The following is a 14366-nucleotide window of genomic DNA, read 5'->3' on the forward strand; positions in this document are numbered from 1 at the left end:
CACAGTGTTCGACCGCGTTTAATCCAGGCTTTTTTCCAGCCAGGCTTTGAGGTCCTGCACTTCCGCTGCACTGACGGTATGGTTCATTCCCGAATAACCATGAAACTCCGGCTTCAACCCCAACCCCGTCAGCACCTCATTCGCCCGGGTCGCCGAAGTAAAGGGCAACGCCTGGTCCAACGTGCCGTGGCCGATGAAGATCGCCAATTCACCCAGTGACTCATCCGGCTTCAGCTCGGCCTTGAGCACCGGCAACACGCTGCCACTCAACGCCGCAATCCCACGCACCAGCTCCGGCCGGCGCAAGCCCACCTCGTAGGACATGATCGCGCCCTGGCTGAAGCCGACCAGGAACACCCGGTCAGGTTGAGTGTGGTACTTGGTGGTGGCTTTGCCGACAAAATCCTCGATCAACGTGGCGCTGCGCTGCAGGTCGGCGGTCTCCCCATCGTAATCGCCGTCACCGGGCGTCTTGGTAAACCAGCGATAGCCGTGCGGGTCCACCGGCATCGGCGCACGGGCCGACAGGTAAGTCCAGGTAGACGGCAGCGCATCCTTGATGCCGAACAAGTCTTCCTCGTTGCTGCCAAACCCGTGCAGGAAGATCACCAGCGGCTGGTTGCGCGCATCGCCCTGGGTCTGTTTCAGGTACGACAACGGCAAGTCGGTATGCAGCGTATCGTCGGCATGAGCGGCACCGGCCACCAGGGTCAGCGCCAGGGCAAACAATTTGAGCATGGGACGTTACCTCAGGGTTTGCGGAGCAGATAAGTGTCCATGATCCAGCCATTTTGCAGGCGCGCCGCCTTGCGCACCCGTTCGATTTCTTCAGCCACGTCACTCACTTTGCCACTGATCAGTATCTCGTCCGGGGTGCCCAGGTAGGCGCCCCAATAGATATCCAGATCCTGCGCCGCCACCGTACGGTACGAGTCTTCGGCGTCGAGCATGACCACCAAGGTGTCGGCGTCGCTGGCCTGCCCCGCCGCCAGACGGCGCCCGGTCGTGATCTCGACCGACTTGCCGATGCGGTTCAGCGGGACTTTGTGCTGGGCGGCCAGGGCCTGCACGCTGGTGATGCCGGGGATCACTTCAAACTCAAAGGTGCAGCGGCCACTGGCCAAGATCGCCTGCAGGATGCGAATGGTGCTGTCGTACAACGCAGGGTCGCCCCAAGCCAGGAAAGCGCCCACTTCACCGTCAGCCATTTCTTCGTTGATCATGCGTTCGAAGGTCTGCTGCTTGTCGCGGTTGAGGTCCTGCACGGCGGTGGTGTAATCGATGTCGCCGCGCACACGCTCGGGGCAATCGGCCTCGACGAAGCGGTAGCCCGGCTCGGTGATGTAGGTCTCGCAGATCTCGCGGCGCAGGTCGATCAACTTGTCTTTGCTCTGGCCCTTGTCCATCAGGAAAAACACGTCGGTGCGGTTGAGCGCCTTCACGGCCTGCATCGTGATGTAGTCAGGGTTGCCGGCGCCAATGCCGATGATCAGGATGCGTTTCATGGGTTGCTCTCAGTGCGGGGCGTGGATTTTGCCATGTTCAGGCGCCTAGGCGTGAGTGTCCAGGCGCAGGCGCCAGAGGTTGTTGAAACGCAGCTCAGTGGCGGACAGCGGTTCGACGTCGATCCGGTAGAACATCGACAGTGGAAACTGCATGACATGCCACATCGCGGCACGGATCACAAAGGGATGAGTGATGGCCACGACATGGCCGGGCTGGGATTCGAGGGTTTTCATCCACTCTCCCACCCGCCAGCAGATCTGCTCGACCGACTCGCCCCCATGGGGCGCGCACGTGGCGTCAGTGAGCCAAGTGTTCAGCGTCTCACTCTCCAACTGGCCGATGTCCTGGCCCTTCCACTGCCCGAAATCAGCATCGCGCAACGCGAACTCGATCACCCCGTCATCGCCGAACAAGCCTGCCGTCTGCCGCGTCCTGGCCTCAGGCCCACATAACAGGCGCCGGGTTTTCTTATAGCGATCAGCCAGCGACAACGCCGAGCCTTGCCAATCCATCACCACCGCCTCGTCATCAGGAAAACGCCCCTGTTTTTGCAGAGGCGTGACGGCGTGGCAAATGAGCGTCAAACGAGTGGTGTGCATTGCAGAGTGCTTGAGACCAAAAAGATAAGGCCTCAAGACTGGCGCAGTTATGGCTGGGGCGCAACGCCTTGTGCCAGGTAGAGCACGTGGTAACCCGTGCCTTGACGCGCCTCGTCGAGCGCCGCGGACGACAACGTAAACCGAACCAACCGCCAAGCCTGTACATCCAGCGCCATGAACACCGCGAACGTGTCACTGCGCCCCGCCACCTGCTGATTACGCCGCTTCTCCTCGGCCAATAGGCTGGCGCGGTCCGCTCCGGGCTCCAGCGGCCACGCCTCGCGATACAAACTCAACGCGCCCTGCGCCGGCCCCCACTGCACATCCAGCGGTAACCAACTCTCGATATGTGGGCGACCAAAGCTGTCGAGCACTTTCTGAAAACGCTCGCCGAGTAAAAAGTCAGCGGCCTGCAACGGATCGGCCCACAAGTAGACCGACGAATACACATTGCCGCCGCGCTCCTGGGCGATAAACGCCTTGAACAGCAACCCCTCGGCGTTATCCCACAATGGCCCCAATTGCGCAGCGCGGCGGCGAATCACGCCCATGTCGTAGTCGGCAGGCAAACGGTGTGAATACTGTTTGGCAAACATGCGAGAACTCCTGTGCAAGATGAGGATTCAGCTTGCGCAGCCGCGATGATTTCAACAAGATATCAGCCGATATAAGTGCGATAAGGATTGAATATGACTGACGCGCTCAAACCGCTGGACATCGACACCGTCCAGGCTTTCGTACGGGTGGCCGATTTCGCCAGTTTCACCCGCGCCGCCGAAGCCCTCGACACCTCCCAGGCGGCGATCAGCCTCAAGCTCAAGCGCCTGGAAGAACGCCTCGGCTATCGCTTACTCGAACGCACGCCCCGGCATGTGCGGCTGTCGCCCCAAGGCGAACACTTCATCGTCGCCGCCCGCGCCTTGCTCAACGCCCATGAACGCGCCTTGGGCGATATGGCCAGCCACGCACTCCGCCGCCTGGTGATCGGTATCAGCGACCACGTGGCCGGTCCCGACTTGCCAACCTGGCTCAGCCGCCTGGCCGCCTACGACCCGTTAGTGATCCTCGAAGTGCGCATTGCCTCCTCCCGCGAGCTGGTCGCCGCCTTCGATCGCAATGAGCTGGACGCCGTGATCGTGCGCAACGAGGGCGACCGCCAGGACGGCGAAGTATTGGCGGTGGAACGTTTTGGCTGGTTCGCCGCCCCCACCTGGCAACACAGCCCCGGCACGCCCCTGCGCATGGCGACCATGGCCGCGCCCTGCGGCGTACGGCACTTGGCGACCCGTGCACTGGACGCGGCGCGCATCGACTGGACCGAAGTATTTGTCGGCGGCGGCGTCATGGCCGTCGGCGCCGCCGTCAGCGCCGGACTCGGCGTCGCCGCCCTCGCCCACCGCGTGGCACCGTCTGGCGCGGTGGACGTGAGCGAGCAATACGGCTTGCCCACCCTACCCGTGAGTGAAGTGGTGCTTTACAGCCGTATCAGCGATGGCCGCTCCAAGGAAACCTTGCGCGCATTAAGCGCAACCTTCCGGGGTGCATTGCAACGCTGAGTTCGGATTGGCCCGCCTGCCTTTCTGTCACCTTGCCTGGCCCGCCGCTCAACATCGTAGTGAGCGGGCTTGCCCCGCGCTGGGTGGCGAAGCCGCCCTAAACCAGGCGCCGCTATTCCTTCTGAAGAACCGCGCTGTCCTTATTGGGGCGGCTTCGCCACCCAGCGCGGGGCAAGCCCGCTCACTACAAGGTAGGTGCGTTGGAGTCAAACCACTCGCGCCGTCCTTCAAATGTGCCCACGATCAACTCTACGATCATCCTTACCGCCTCAGCATCCTCCACCTGCGTATTCACCGCCAACCATACCTGCCGCTGCATGCGCGCCTCCAACAACCCCGGCAACGCCACCAAGCCTCGGTCAAAACTGCTCATGTAATGCGGCAGCAACCCAATGCACGCACCGCAGCGAATCATCTCCAGCATCAGCGAATACGCATGCACCTGCACCACTGCCGCCAAGCGTTGCTGCACCACCTGGTTCCAGGCCTGCAAAGCCTCCACCTGCGCATCGGGCTGCCATTGCACCAGCATGTAATCGTCGAGGTCTTCCACACTGTCCGGGCGTGTCGTCAACCGCGAATAACGCTTGGCGATATGCGGCAGATACTGCAAGCGCGCCAGGGCTCGCGGCGGTTCAGTGGGAAAACTCGGGCCGGGGCTCGGGCCGTCGGCATCCGACAACCACAGCACCACATCCACATCCACCGCTTGCAGGGACAACTGGCTGTCGATGGAGATGATCTCCAGGCGCACGCTGGCATTGCGGCGCAGCAAGGCGATCAGGTCGCGACCCAGGATGTCATGCAGGATCGGCTCCGCCACCGCCAGCCGAATCAATGGCTGCTCCGTCACCGGCAAGCGGCGTTCATGGGCCAGCGCGATCAGCTGCGCCTGTAATTGCTGGCCGTCGCGGCTGAGCACCAAACCATTGCCCTGGTAGCTGAACAGCGAATGCCGCAGTTGCTCTTCCAACTGCGCCAGGCGCTTGCGCAGCAGCGTCGCCTTGATATTCAAGCTGCGCGCCGCTTGCATGAAACACCCGCAGCGCGCACTCACCAGAAAGTAGCGCGCCACCTCCGGGTCGATCTCATCGGCCAAGGCCAGCCAACGGCTGCGGCCCTCGGCGGGTGCGCGATAAGCGGCGGGCCCCTGGGGGGCAGACGGTTCTAGAAATGCCATGGGAGACTCCCTGTCTTGTGGTCTGTGCATCCAATGCGGGTTGACGCGTGTTACTCCAGCACCTTGTTCAGCTCGGCGCCGTCGATACTCAGGGTCGCGGTGTTGAGCATGCCTTCGAGGTAAGCCTTGGCGATCTGCTCCTGGCGCTGGGCGCGCAGGGCCTGGGTCAGGCGCTCACGCAGTTCGTCGAGGGTCGCGGTGCGTGCCGGTTGCTGGCCGGTGAGCTTGAGCAAATGGAACCCCGCCGCACTCTGCACCACGTCCGACACGGCCCCGACCTTGAGGCGCGACACCGCACTGCGCACTTCCGGTACCAGTTGCTGCAGGGGTTGCATGCCCGAGTCGCCACCGCGTGCGGCGGAGTCCGTGTCCTGGGAAAACTGCGTGGCCAAAGCGGCGAAATCACCCGGTGCGGCCTGGGCCCGACGGCTCAGCTCCTGGGCCTGGCGACGTACCGTGTCGAGGGTTTGCGGGTCATTCGCCGCGAGGAAGATCTGGCTCACACGGTACAACGGTGGCGTTACCCATTGCGCCTTGCCGCTGTCGTAGGCCTGCTGCAATTCAGCCGCGCTGGGGTAATCCGCCGGCACCTGGCTGACCGAGAGCATGTAGTCGCGGAACACGATCTGCTCGGTGGCGGCGCGGGTCTGTTGCTCTACCTCAGGGCGCTGGCGCCAGCCCTGGGCGTCGGCCTGTTCAAGCACGGCCTTCTGCGCCAGGCGTGAGCGGATCCAGGTTTCCAACGCACCACGGTTGCCGCGCAGTTGCTCACGGGATTCGGCCGGCAGGCTGGCCAACACGGTTTTCAGTTCAGGCAGGTCGATTTGCTGGTTGCCCAAGCGCGCCACCGCCGGCCCGCTCGCGGCTGGATTGATCACTGGCGCCGGTTGCTGCGCCGCCACCGGGTCGCTGCCCGGCCGCAGACTCAAGCCCACCGCCACCACCAGCAAGGCCAGCGCACCCGCGCCGACCATCAGGGTTGGTTTTTTCACAATACGGGTGCCTCTTCGCCCACCGCTGCGGCCTGCAACTGCGCGGCCTGCTGGCTGTATTCACGCAGGTAGACGATAAATTCCTGCAACAGGCGGTCCCACAACTCCAGCTGGCTACGCAGGTGTGTGGCGCCGACGCCGGCCACCACCACGTCCATTTCCATCAGCAGGAATTCGCCCTGCACCGACAACCGCGCAAAGCGGCGTGACGCGTTCCACACCTGGGCCAGGCCCTCGGGCAACTCGCCCTGGATACGCAGCGCACAGCTGTAGGTGAAATCCACATAGCTGCCCTGCTCTGCCGCCGGGTTGCCGAAGCGCACCGCAAAGCCGATGCCCTGGCTGGAGCTGAGCAATTGCACGACGCCATTTTGTTCGCTCGGGTTTACCCGGTAGCCGGCTTCCTGCAGCAACTCGGTGAGGCGCTGGGTGGTGACGCTGGTGATCAATTCGCTCATGGTGATCTCTTCCCTGTCTATCAATGATTGGCGGTTGCCTGGGGTGCATCAAAACGGCTCTTGTACAAATCGTCGCCAAAGCCCTGGGCCAGTTCCTCGAACTTGACCCGCGCGCTGCTGGCGAACGGCTGGCGAATACTCATCACCTCGGCCACATCGATCTTTTCGTAGGCCGCGAGCAGTTGCTGGGCCACGCCGTACATCTGTTGATTCTTGACTGAACATTGCTGCACTTGTGTGTCACGTTCGCTCAGTTGCACCTGCAAACGGGCACGCTCGGCTTCTTTGCCCTTGGCGAGCACCAGCAGTTCGTCATAGGCCTTCTTGAACTTGCCGATCTGCTCGTTGCTGGCCGCCACCTGGGCCTGCGCCTGGCTGTGCAGGCTCTGTTGCTGGCCGGCCAATTGCTCGGCCGCGCCACGGGTCTTCTCCAGCTCAGCCGTCAGCTGCTTGATTTGCGCCTGGGCCTGCTTGGCTTGGTTTTCGGCGGCAATACGCGCGGCACTGGCCTGGGCCTGTTCGCTTTGCAGTGCCTGCAATTGCTGAGTGGTGCTGCGCAGTTGCGTGCGCAGGCGCTCCTCCATGCCTTCGGCCGCAGCGCCGGTGGTGACCAGCAGCAGTAACAGCCCGCAGATTCGCATGTTCATGTGGCATCTCCCTGCGCATCAAAAGCGCGTGTTGAGTTCCAGTTGCATCACATCGACTTCAAACGGCTGGCCATACACTTCGGAGGCGCTCAACCAACGCGCACTGGCGTAAATGTTCTTGTCGATGCCGTAGTTGGCGCCAATGAAGTAACCCTTGGCGTTGGTGCCGCCCAGGTGAAACGAAGAGTCGTTGAAGCCGTCGGGCAAGGCGTCGGGCTGGATGTTCTTGTAGCCGGCCAACACGTTCCAGTCGCCGCGCTTGCGCATCTCCAGCGCGCTGCCCAGGGTGAACGACACCATCAGCGCATTGCCGCCACTTTCAAACTGGCCCTTGCTGTTGATGTTGTTAACGATCTCGCCCTCGCTGCGCTTGAGCATTTCGCCCTTGTCGTAGGCCAGGTTGTGGATGAAGTTACCCTGGGTGCGCAGCTTGAAATCGCTGGGCAGGTCGCTGTCCCAGACCAGGTTGAGGTCCAGCACATCGAACTTGGACGCCAGGCCGACGAATTGAGGGTCCGGCGTCCTGGCCGGGTCAGTCGGGTTGGTGGTGTTGTTGCGCAGGTTGAACACCGAGTTGCCTTTTTGCATGAAGGCAACACGCGTGCCGTCAGTGTCACAGGCGGGCGCGCCCTGCCATGTGGAGCAAGGGCTGGAACGCTCGCCTTCGATGTCCTGGAACTGGTAGTAAGCGGCGGCAAGTTTGAGACGGTTGCTGCGGTTGATCTTCCAGTCAGCGCCAATCTGCCCGCCAAACAGCCATTTGGTGTCGCTGTCTTCCTTGTCGATACCATTGGTGCTGGCGGTGTCGGCGGTGTACTCGACCGGGAAGGCACCGAGGGTACCGAACAGCCCCCACTCGCTGTTGAGGCGGTGGTTGAAGATCGCGGCCACGCCGTCGAAGTTGAGGTCGTTGGAATACATCATGTCGGTGGAATAGAACGGGTTGCCGATGCGCCCGGCAGTCAACGTCATGTAGTCAGTGGTTTTCCAGGTCAGGTAACCCTGATCCAGCCAGATGTCTTTTTTGCCGAAGCCGCCGCCCAGGGTCTGGGTGGTCGACACCGGGTTATTGTCAGACCCGGTGGCGATGCGAATGCCGGCGGTCCACTCCGGCGAGATCACCGCTTTCATGCCCAGGCGTGCGCGCAGGCGGAACAGGTTCTCGCGGTCCTCGCGGGTGTTGAGCAAGGGCGGCAACTTAGTGTTGGAGTTTTTGTTGACGTCATAGGGCCCGGTGTCATTGAGCTTGGCGAAGTCGGTGATGTTGTTGCTGTTATTACCCGAAAAGTAGCGTGACTCGTCGCGCAAACGAATATCGCCATCAAAGCTGATGCGCGAGATCCAATCGGGGAAGGTATTGGGCTGTGCCCAGTTTTCCTGCTTGGCGGTGGCCATGACCTCGGCCTTGACCTGGTCGCGAATCTGATCCTTGACCGCCTGCGGCACATACTGCACACGCACATCGCCGGGCGCTGCGGTCGGTCCTGCGGCAACCACCGGCACGGCATTGGCCTGGCGTGCCTGCTGGGCCTCTTTTTCAGCCTGGGCGATCAGCCCATTGGCGGTGGCCTGGGTCAGCACACCTTGCTGCACCAGCAGACGGATCAGGTTGATGGTGACGTTTTCCGAAGGCGCAACCGGGGCTGCAGCCGCCTGGCCAACCAGGGTCGCGATGACCATGCCAACCGCCAGGGTCAGTCGATTCACGGGGGAAATCATGTGTACGCAACTCCTGTAAAAATCCGTTAAAAAAGGTTCAGTCAATCCGGGCGCCGGCCCTTGAGGGACAGGCGCATGGGCAGCGTCAGTGACGCCGGCGGCTTCTGTGCGGCACGCGGTGCACGTATCAGCGCGAGCATCTGGGCGTCGGTCTCGGCATCACCGCTGGACTTGGCCACCAGCGCTTTAGTGACTTGGCCATCGGTGCCCAACCACAGGTCTATCTGTATCGAGAAAGCCTTCTTGCGTAATTCCGGGTCTTCGCGCATCAGCCGTTGATAGGTGCCGGCCAGATACTGCTTGTACGTGCCGGTACCCAGCCCGCCGCCACCGCTGCCGGCCATGCCACCGCCCTTACCAGCGCCGATGTTGAAACCGTCATTGCCGGACTGGGCGTCGCCGTCGATCTGCATCGGGTTGGCCAGGTCTTCGTTAGGTGAAGGCGGTGCTTCCTCGGCCGGCTTGACCTCTTCGGGTTCCGGGCTGGGCACCGGCTCCGGGACTTTTTCTTCGACCTGGGGCTCGGGCTCCTTGGGTTTTTCCGGCGGCGGCGGTGGTGGCGGCGGCAACGGGATAATCGTCGGCACCTTCGGCGCTTCGCGGCGCACGCCACTCATGTCGTTGGCCCACTGCCACAAAAACCAGGCCGCCACGGCCCCCAACAACAGGCCGGCGCCCCACTTCAACGGGCGCAACGGCGGTTTCTTTTTCACCGGTATTGGCGCAATCGGGATCTGTGCGGTCATGACTCAGCCCTGACTCGGTTTGCCGGTGACCAGCCCGACCTGGGACAGCTCCAGCCGGCGCAGCAAGTCGAGTACCTCGATCACCTTCTGGTATTGCACCATCGCGTCGCCGCGCACGATCACCGGGAAGTCCGGGTTCAACGCTTTCTCGATACGCAGGCGCTCTTCCAGCTCGCCGAGGGTGACCGGGTAGGCGTCGAGGAACACCTGGCCGCCGTCGTTCACGGAAATGGCCTTGGTCTTGGCCTCCGACAACGACACCGAGGCGCTGGCCTTGGGCAGGTGAATCTGGATGCCCGAGACCTGGGCGGTGGCGGTCAAAATAAACATCACCAGCACCACCATCAGCACGTCCACCAGGGGCGTGATGTTGATGCTGTCGACGGCGGCATCGTCGTCATCGTCGTGGGAGGCATTTACGGAAGCCATGGCGATTCTCCTCAGGCCGGAACCGATGCGTGATGCGGTGCGCGGTGCGCGGCTTCACTGTGCTGGCTCTCGCCGTGCATCTCCGCCAGGCGGGTGATGAACTCGTCGACAAACACGCGCATATCCGCACTGACTTCCTTGTTGCGGGTGATCAGGCGGTTGTAGCCAAACAGCGCCGGGATCGCGACGAACAGGCCCATGGCCGTGGCCAGCAAGGCTGCGGCCATGCCCGGCGCGATGGCGTTGATGTTCACGTCACCGGCCATGGCCGTGCCGAGGAACACCACCATGATCCCCAGCACCGTCCCGAGCAGGCCGATGTACGGGCCGCCGGCGATGGCGTTGGACAGGGTCGAGAGTTTGGAACTGAGCGCCTGGTTTTCGCGGGTGCGCACGCCGTCCATGGAGCAACGGATGGCTTCGATGGTCGCGGCCGACACCGACGAGGTGTCGGCGCCTTGGGCGCGACGGGTGCGGATCTCCTTGACCGCCACCAGGTACAGGCGCCACAGCGAGGAATGGGTCAGGCGCTCGCCCAACTGGGCGTCGTCGGCGTACATCTCCAGGCGTGTGCCGATCTGCGCGAAGTGCTCACGGAACACTTCGTTGGCACTGCTTAAACGGCTGACCTGGCGGTTCTTGCGCAGCATGATGACCCAGGACTGAAACATCATCGCCACCAGCACCAGGATGATTACCCAGGCATCCACCGGTACGGCGTTGAGCAAGAAGCCCAGGCTGCCGAAACCGAAGCCGGACTGTTCTTCATCCACCCCGTAGGCCACCAGTTTCGATTCGGCACCCTGGGCACTGGCATCGGCCAGCAACAGCGCGGCCGGACGCGCCACCTTGGACAGGCGCAGCTCATCGATGGCCCCGGCGAATGGCAGGTGCGTGCTGCCCGCTTCCGGCAGGTCGGCACCGATGGCCAGCTGGGAATTAAAGGCCGGCATGGCCACCGCGAGGGTCGCGGTTTCGCGGCCATTCACATACAGCGTGACCTTTTCACCTTCGGCGGTGAACGCCAGGTGCTGCCATTGGCCGGGGTTCAGCGGCTGGGTCGAGACAGCGCGCTGGCCGTCGATGTCCACAAACGGCATGCCTTGGTTCAAGCCCAGCAACAGGCTATGGGTGCCGTCACGCCGGGCCAGCACGACTTGCTCGCCACTGGCTTGGTCCAAGCGCAACCAGGCGCTGAAGGTGAACGCGCCGCCTGCCGCATGTTGCAGCGAGGGGCTGGCCGGCAACATCAGTGGTTGGCCGCCGAACTGCAAGGCGCGGCCGATCACGCCATCGATGGCGGCGCCAGTGGCGTTCAACGCGGTGTTGGCGTAAGCCGTGGTGTCCCGGGCCGGTGTGCCATTGGCGCCATCAAAATGGTAGAGCGCGGTGTAGTTCGGGTCGAAGGTCAACTGGCCGTTGGCCGTGGCCGGGGCCTTCTGGTTGCCGTAGTACATCCACAGGTCCTGGCGCTGGCCGCCTTCGACCTTGGGCACATCGACCCAGATCAGCGCCATGCCCATCAACGGGTCGAAGCTTTCGATCTGATGGTTGAACACGGTCTTGTCATCGGCACTCACAAAGCGCAGATCGGCACCGTCATCCTTGACCCCGTCAAAGGTGAAATTACCGGTGTGCAGGCGCACCAACAGCGCGGTACGACCCAGGGCCTGGTTGATCGCGGCACCTTGCGCGGTGGTGTCGACCGAGATCTGTTTGCGGTAGTGCCAGTCGTCCTGCCACCAGGCATGGGCGGTGGCCGGGAGCGCGAAGCCCAGGCAGATCAACAGGCTCAGGAATAGGCGTTGCATGGGTGAAGTCTCCGGAAGAAAAAGTCAGAAAGTCGCCTGCACACTGAAGTGCAGTCGCGAGTCCTGTTTCTGGGTGTTCGGTCCATCGAGCAGCGGGTAACCCCAATCCAGGCTGCCGGACAACCATTTGCTCAAACTGGCGCGGGTACCCAGGCCGACACTGGCCAGGCTGTATTCGTCTTCTTGCTCGGGCAGTGGGTCGTGCAGGCGCATGCGCGCGCCTTCAGCAAACGCGTAGAAGCGCCACTCCTGCACATAACTGCCGAGAAACTTGGCCAGGGACGGCGTGCGCAATTCCTGGGAGAGCAAGTAGCCCTCGTCCCCGGTGCGCTCGGCCGCCAAGTAGCCGCGCACCGACGTGGCGCCGCCGGCCGAGTACTGCTCGTTGGAGACCAGCGGTCCCGAGGCGAGTTGGAAGCCGCCTTTGGTCGCCGACTGCCAATCGTTGGCGAAGGTGTAGGTGTAATTCAGGTCACCCTTGAGCACGGCAAAACTGGCGCTGGCCTTGTAGCGCTTATAGTCGAACGCCTCGGCATCGCTGCCGTAGCCAAAGAAGGCGCGGGTACCGACGATCAGGTTCAGACCGAGGCCCAATTGGGATTGCTCGGTGTAGCGATAGCCGTTGTAGCCCAGGGTGAATGGCGCGTATTTGAGCGGCACCTGGTCACTGCTGGCGCCGAATTTCATTTCCTCGTCGAAGTCCTTGAAATCGATCCCGAACGAGAATGAGTTGGCCCAGTTACCGGCAGCCGGCAGGTTGTAGATGGCCGACACACCGTAGGAATGGCCCTTGCCCAACACGTTGCTGCCGCCGATGGTGGCAATGTTGCTGTCGGACTGGTAACCGGAGAACTGCAAGGTCCAGCGCTCATTCAACGGTGCGGTGTAGGAACCCGACCAAACCTTGGCATTCTCGGTGTCCTGGGGCGCGGTGAAGTAAGTCAGGGAAATGCTGTGGCCCAGTTGCCAAAGGTTGTCGTAGCCCAGGGTCGCGACCGACCGCAGCTTCTCGGTGTCGGCGCTGTAGTCGTTGTTCAGGCCGATGCTGGCGTGCCAAGGGTTCTGGTCTTCGACCTGCAGGTCCACATCCATGGTGCCCGGGCGCTGGCCCTCGCGTACCAGCGGCGTAACCTGGCGCCCGGCACCGCGGTTGAGCCCGGCCAGCTGGGTCTGCACCGTGGCAAAGTCCGGCACCGCGCCCTCCTCCAGGGCCGGCACCTGCTCGCGGATTTCCACCGGCGAATAGTGCTTGGCGCCGACCACGCGCACGCGGCCAACCTTGGTTTCGCTGACTTGCAGGTAGACGATGCCGTCATCGACCTTCTGCTCCGGCAGCTCGACAAACACCGACTGGTAGCCACGCGACTGGTAGATCTTCTGCAAGGCATCGCGGGCGCCTTCGATATCGCCCATGGTCTTTTGCGGGCCGAGAAACGGATACACCGCCTCCTCAATCGTCGCCGCATCGAGCACCGTGTTGCCGCGCACGAAGTACTCGTTGACGTCGACCTTGCGCGCCGCTTCCTCTTCCTCGGCCAACACCGGTTGCGCCAGGCTCCCCAGCGTCACGCAACACAGCGCCAGCGTTAATTTGAACAGATGCTCCACACCGCCCCCTGACATTCTGATTTTATCCGCCTCCGCCGATTGCCCGGCGCAAGGCCTGCTCAATTGCTGGTGATCGAGGTGTTGCCGTGGCGGGCCAGCCAGGTGTGCAACAGGGCGAAGTTCAGCGAGAACTCCGGCATGTGCAGCAAGGCGCCACAAAACACGTCACCGATGATTTTCTGGATGAGTTGCACCGCACGCGGGTTGTTCAGCAGCGTGGCGATGTCGCGGGTCAGTGCCTGGATGCTCCAGACCTTCTGGTTGAGGTCCAGGCCGACGAACCAGCGGAACAGCAGGTTGTAGTTCAGCTGTTCATGCAGTTGCTGCTCGCTGGGTACCGAATACAGCAATTGCAGCAGCAGGATCTGCAGCACGGTCTGCGGGGCGATCGACATCGGGGCTTCGGCCACCAGCCAGTCGCGGTGCTGGTCGAGCACTTCATCGATCTGCGGGCGCAGCAACACCAGGGAATGGCTGGCCGGGATGTAGCTGGAGACTTCCTTGCGGGTGCCCTGCCAATCGTCCTGGGAGACAATCCATACCCAAGGCGCGCCGTAGCGATAGACCGACACCGGCTTCTTGCGCGCCGCTTCGACGATCTTCGACAGGCGCTGGTCGAGCTCCTGCATGCCCACTTTCGAGTAACGTTCCATAGTTCCCATCGCCCCACTCCTGGCATCCTGCTTGCGGCTGAAAAGCCCACCTTTCTGGTGGGCTCAAGCGCGTTACACAGGAGAGACGGGAGTGGCTGGGGACTACCGAACTTTTGTCATGAAAGCTTCATTTTGGATTGGGTGGGGGGCAATTTTTTGTGGTGTCTATATCCGTTATTTGGGGGGTGACTGGTATGGGTTCCGCCCTGACACCGGGGCATACACCTGATGCATGGAGATCAAACTGTGGGAGGGGGCTTGCTCCCGATAGCAGTGTGTCAGCTCATGCATCTGTGACTGCCCCACCGCCATCGGGGGCAAGCCCCCTCCCACACTTAACCGAGATCGACAGTAAGAACCCGGCCGGCTCTAAGGCCGCCACTCTCGGCTGAGGAATCAACCAGCCCTGCCTTTGCTCCACACCACTCAGGTCGGCTACCAGGCCGCCGTGCTCTTGCTTTT

15 protein-coding genes are annotated in these 14366 nt (G+C 62.5%); 1 reads left to right on the forward strand and 14 read right to left on the reverse strand.

Features of this window, described 5'->3' with window-relative positions; all coding sequences use genetic code 11:
• Positions 1-18: 18 nt before the first annotated feature.
• The 4 genes from QCBJ_RS08785 to QCBJ_RS08800 are packed head-to-tail and all read right to left on the reverse strand — an operon-like array spanning position 19 to position 2701.
• Positions 19-738, reverse strand: coding sequence for an alpha/beta hydrolase (locus tag QCBJ_RS08785; protein WP_102060593.1), 720 nt, complete (start codon positions 736-738; stop codon positions 19-21).
• 11 nt (positions 739-749) lie between these two features.
• The gene (gene cobF / locus QCBJ_RS08790; protein ID WP_102060594.1) at positions 750-1505 is read right to left on the reverse strand and encodes a precorrin-6A synthase (deacetylating); all 756 of its coding nucleotides are present in this window, start codon (positions 1503-1505) and stop codon (positions 750-752) included.
• A gap of 45 nt (positions 1506-1550) precedes the next feature.
• The gene (locus tag QCBJ_RS08795; protein WP_102060595.1) at positions 1551-2105 is read right to left on the reverse strand and encodes a histidine phosphatase family protein; all 555 of its coding nucleotides are present in this window, start codon (positions 2103-2105) and stop codon (positions 1551-1553) included.
• A gap of 47 nt (positions 2106-2152) precedes the next feature.
• Complete coding sequence (locus QCBJ_RS08800) at positions 2153-2701, reverse strand: DUF4865 family protein (protein ID WP_093546603.1); 549 nt, start codon at positions 2699-2701, stop codon at positions 2153-2155.
• Positions 2702-2794: 93 nt separating this feature from the next.
• Here QCBJ_RS08800 and QCBJ_RS08805 point away from each other — a divergent pair, with 93 nt between their 5' ends.
• Entirely contained in the window at positions 2795-3661 is an 867-nt protein-coding gene (locus QCBJ_RS08805) for a LysR family transcriptional regulator (RefSeq protein ID WP_012723659.1), read from the forward strand.
• A gap of 184 nt (positions 3662-3845) precedes the next feature.
• Here the strand turns inward: QCBJ_RS08805 and QCBJ_RS08810 are convergent, their stop codons facing one another.
• Genes QCBJ_RS08810 through QCBJ_RS30665 form a run of 10 tightly spaced genes read right to left on the reverse strand, consistent with a single transcriptional unit; the run spans position 3846 to position 13904 of the window.
• Complete coding sequence (locus QCBJ_RS08810; RefSeq protein WP_012723658.1) at positions 3846-4841, reverse strand: LysR family transcriptional regulator; 996 nt, start codon at positions 4839-4841, stop codon at positions 3846-3848.
• A 50-nt stretch (positions 4842-4891) separates the two neighbouring features.
• On the reverse strand, positions 4892-5833 hold the full coding sequence (locus QCBJ_RS08815; RefSeq protein WP_102060596.1) for a peptidylprolyl isomerase: 942 nt from the start codon (positions 5831-5833) through the stop codon (positions 4892-4894).
• Positions 5830-6291: a YbjN domain-containing protein gene (locus QCBJ_RS08820; protein ID WP_102060597.1), complete on the reverse strand. Its 462-nt coding sequence runs from the start codon at positions 6289-6291 to the stop codon at positions 5830-5832. Before QCBJ_RS08820 ends, QCBJ_RS08815 begins: the two co-directional genes overlap by 4 nt.
• Before the next feature lie 20 nt (positions 6292-6311).
• Positions 6312-6938 carry a DNA repair protein gene (locus tag QCBJ_RS08825; protein ID WP_102060598.1) on the reverse strand — a complete coding sequence of 209 codons (627 nt, stop codon included), beginning with the start codon at positions 6936-6938 and terminating at the stop codon, positions 6312-6314.
• A gap of 18 nt (positions 6939-6956) precedes the next feature.
• Positions 6957-8657, reverse strand: coding sequence for a putative porin (locus QCBJ_RS08830; RefSeq protein ID WP_102060599.1), 1701 nt, complete (start codon positions 8655-8657; stop codon positions 6957-6959).
• Between the two features lie 41 nt (positions 8658-8698).
• Positions 8699-9403, reverse strand: coding sequence for an energy transducer TonB (locus QCBJ_RS08835; RefSeq protein WP_012723653.1), 705 nt, complete (start codon positions 9401-9403; stop codon positions 8699-8701).
• A gap of 3 nt (positions 9404-9406) precedes the next feature.
• Positions 9407-9832, reverse strand: a complete 426-nt coding sequence (locus tag QCBJ_RS08840) for a biopolymer transporter ExbD (protein WP_010211136.1) — start codon at positions 9830-9832, stop codon at positions 9407-9409.
• Positions 9833-9843: 11 nt separating this feature from the next.
• Entirely contained in the window at positions 9844-11643 is a 1800-nt protein-coding gene (locus QCBJ_RS08845; RefSeq protein WP_102060600.1) for a DUF2341 domain-containing protein, read from the reverse strand.
• A gap of 24 nt (positions 11644-11667) precedes the next feature.
• Positions 11668-13251: a ShlB/FhaC/HecB family hemolysin secretion/activation protein gene (locus QCBJ_RS08850; RefSeq protein WP_102060657.1), complete on the reverse strand. Its 1584-nt coding sequence runs from the start codon at positions 13249-13251 to the stop codon at positions 11668-11670.
• Between the two features lie 59 nt (positions 13252-13310).
• Positions 13311-13904: a transposase gene (locus tag QCBJ_RS30665; protein ID WP_043205185.1), complete on the reverse strand. Its 594-nt coding sequence runs from the start codon at positions 13902-13904 to the stop codon at positions 13311-13313.
• Positions 13905-14366: the final 462 nt, after the last annotated feature.

It is taken from the genome of Pseudomonas sp. QC2 (genome assembly GCF_002859085.1).
GTDB classification, from domain to species: Bacteria; Pseudomonadota; Gammaproteobacteria; order Pseudomonadales; family Pseudomonadaceae; genus Aquipseudomonas; species Aquipseudomonas petroselini.

What these genes read in the sequence shown, in the direction of transcription:
- QCBJ_RS08785 (WP_102060593.1), bottom strand. Translation starts at nt 738, where the DNA reads ATGCTCAAATTGTTTGCCCTGGCGCTGACCCTGGTGGCCGGTGCCGCT.
- cobF (WP_102060594.1), bottom strand. Translation starts at nt 1,505, where the DNA reads ATGAAACGCATCCTGATCATCGGCATTGGCGCCGGCAACCCTGACTAC.
- QCBJ_RS08795 (WP_102060595.1), bottom strand. Translation starts at nt 2,105, where the DNA reads ATGCACACCACTCGTTTGACGCTCATTTGCCACGCCGTCACGCCTCTG.
- QCBJ_RS08800 (WP_093546603.1), bottom strand. Translation starts at nt 2,701, where the DNA reads ATGTTTGCCAAACAGTATTCACACCGTTTGCCTGCCGACTACGACATG.
- QCBJ_RS08805 (WP_012723659.1), top strand. Translation starts at nt 2,795, where the DNA reads ATGACTGACGCGCTCAAACCGCTGGACATCGACACCGTCCAGGCTTTC.
- QCBJ_RS08810 (WP_012723658.1), bottom strand. Translation starts at nt 4,841, where the DNA reads ATGGCATTTCTAGAACCGTCTGCCCCCCAGGGGCCCGCCGCTTATCGC.
- QCBJ_RS08820 (WP_102060597.1), bottom strand. Translation starts at nt 6,291, where the DNA reads ATGAGCGAATTGATCACCAGCGTCACCACCCAGCGCCTCACCGAGTTG.
- QCBJ_RS08825 (WP_102060598.1), bottom strand. Translation starts at nt 6,938, where the DNA reads ATGAACATGCGAATCTGCGGGCTGTTACTGCTGCTGGTCACCACCGGC.
- QCBJ_RS08830 (WP_102060599.1), bottom strand. Translation starts at nt 8,657, where the DNA reads ATGATTTCCCCCGTGAATCGACTGACCCTGGCGGTTGGCATGGTCATC.
- QCBJ_RS08835 (WP_012723653.1), bottom strand. Translation starts at nt 9,403, where the DNA reads ATGACCGCACAGATCCCGATTGCGCCAATACCGGTGAAAAAGAAACCG.
- QCBJ_RS08840 (WP_010211136.1), bottom strand. Translation starts at nt 9,832, where the DNA reads ATGGCTTCCGTAAATGCCTCCCACGACGATGACGACGATGCCGCCGTC.
- QCBJ_RS08845 (WP_102060600.1), bottom strand. Translation starts at nt 11,643, where the DNA reads ATGCAACGCCTATTCCTGAGCCTGTTGATCTGCCTGGGCTTCGCGCTC.
- QCBJ_RS30665 (WP_043205185.1), bottom strand. Translation starts at nt 13,904, where the DNA reads ATGGAACGTTACTCGAAAGTGGGCATGCAGGAGCTCGACCAGCGCCTG.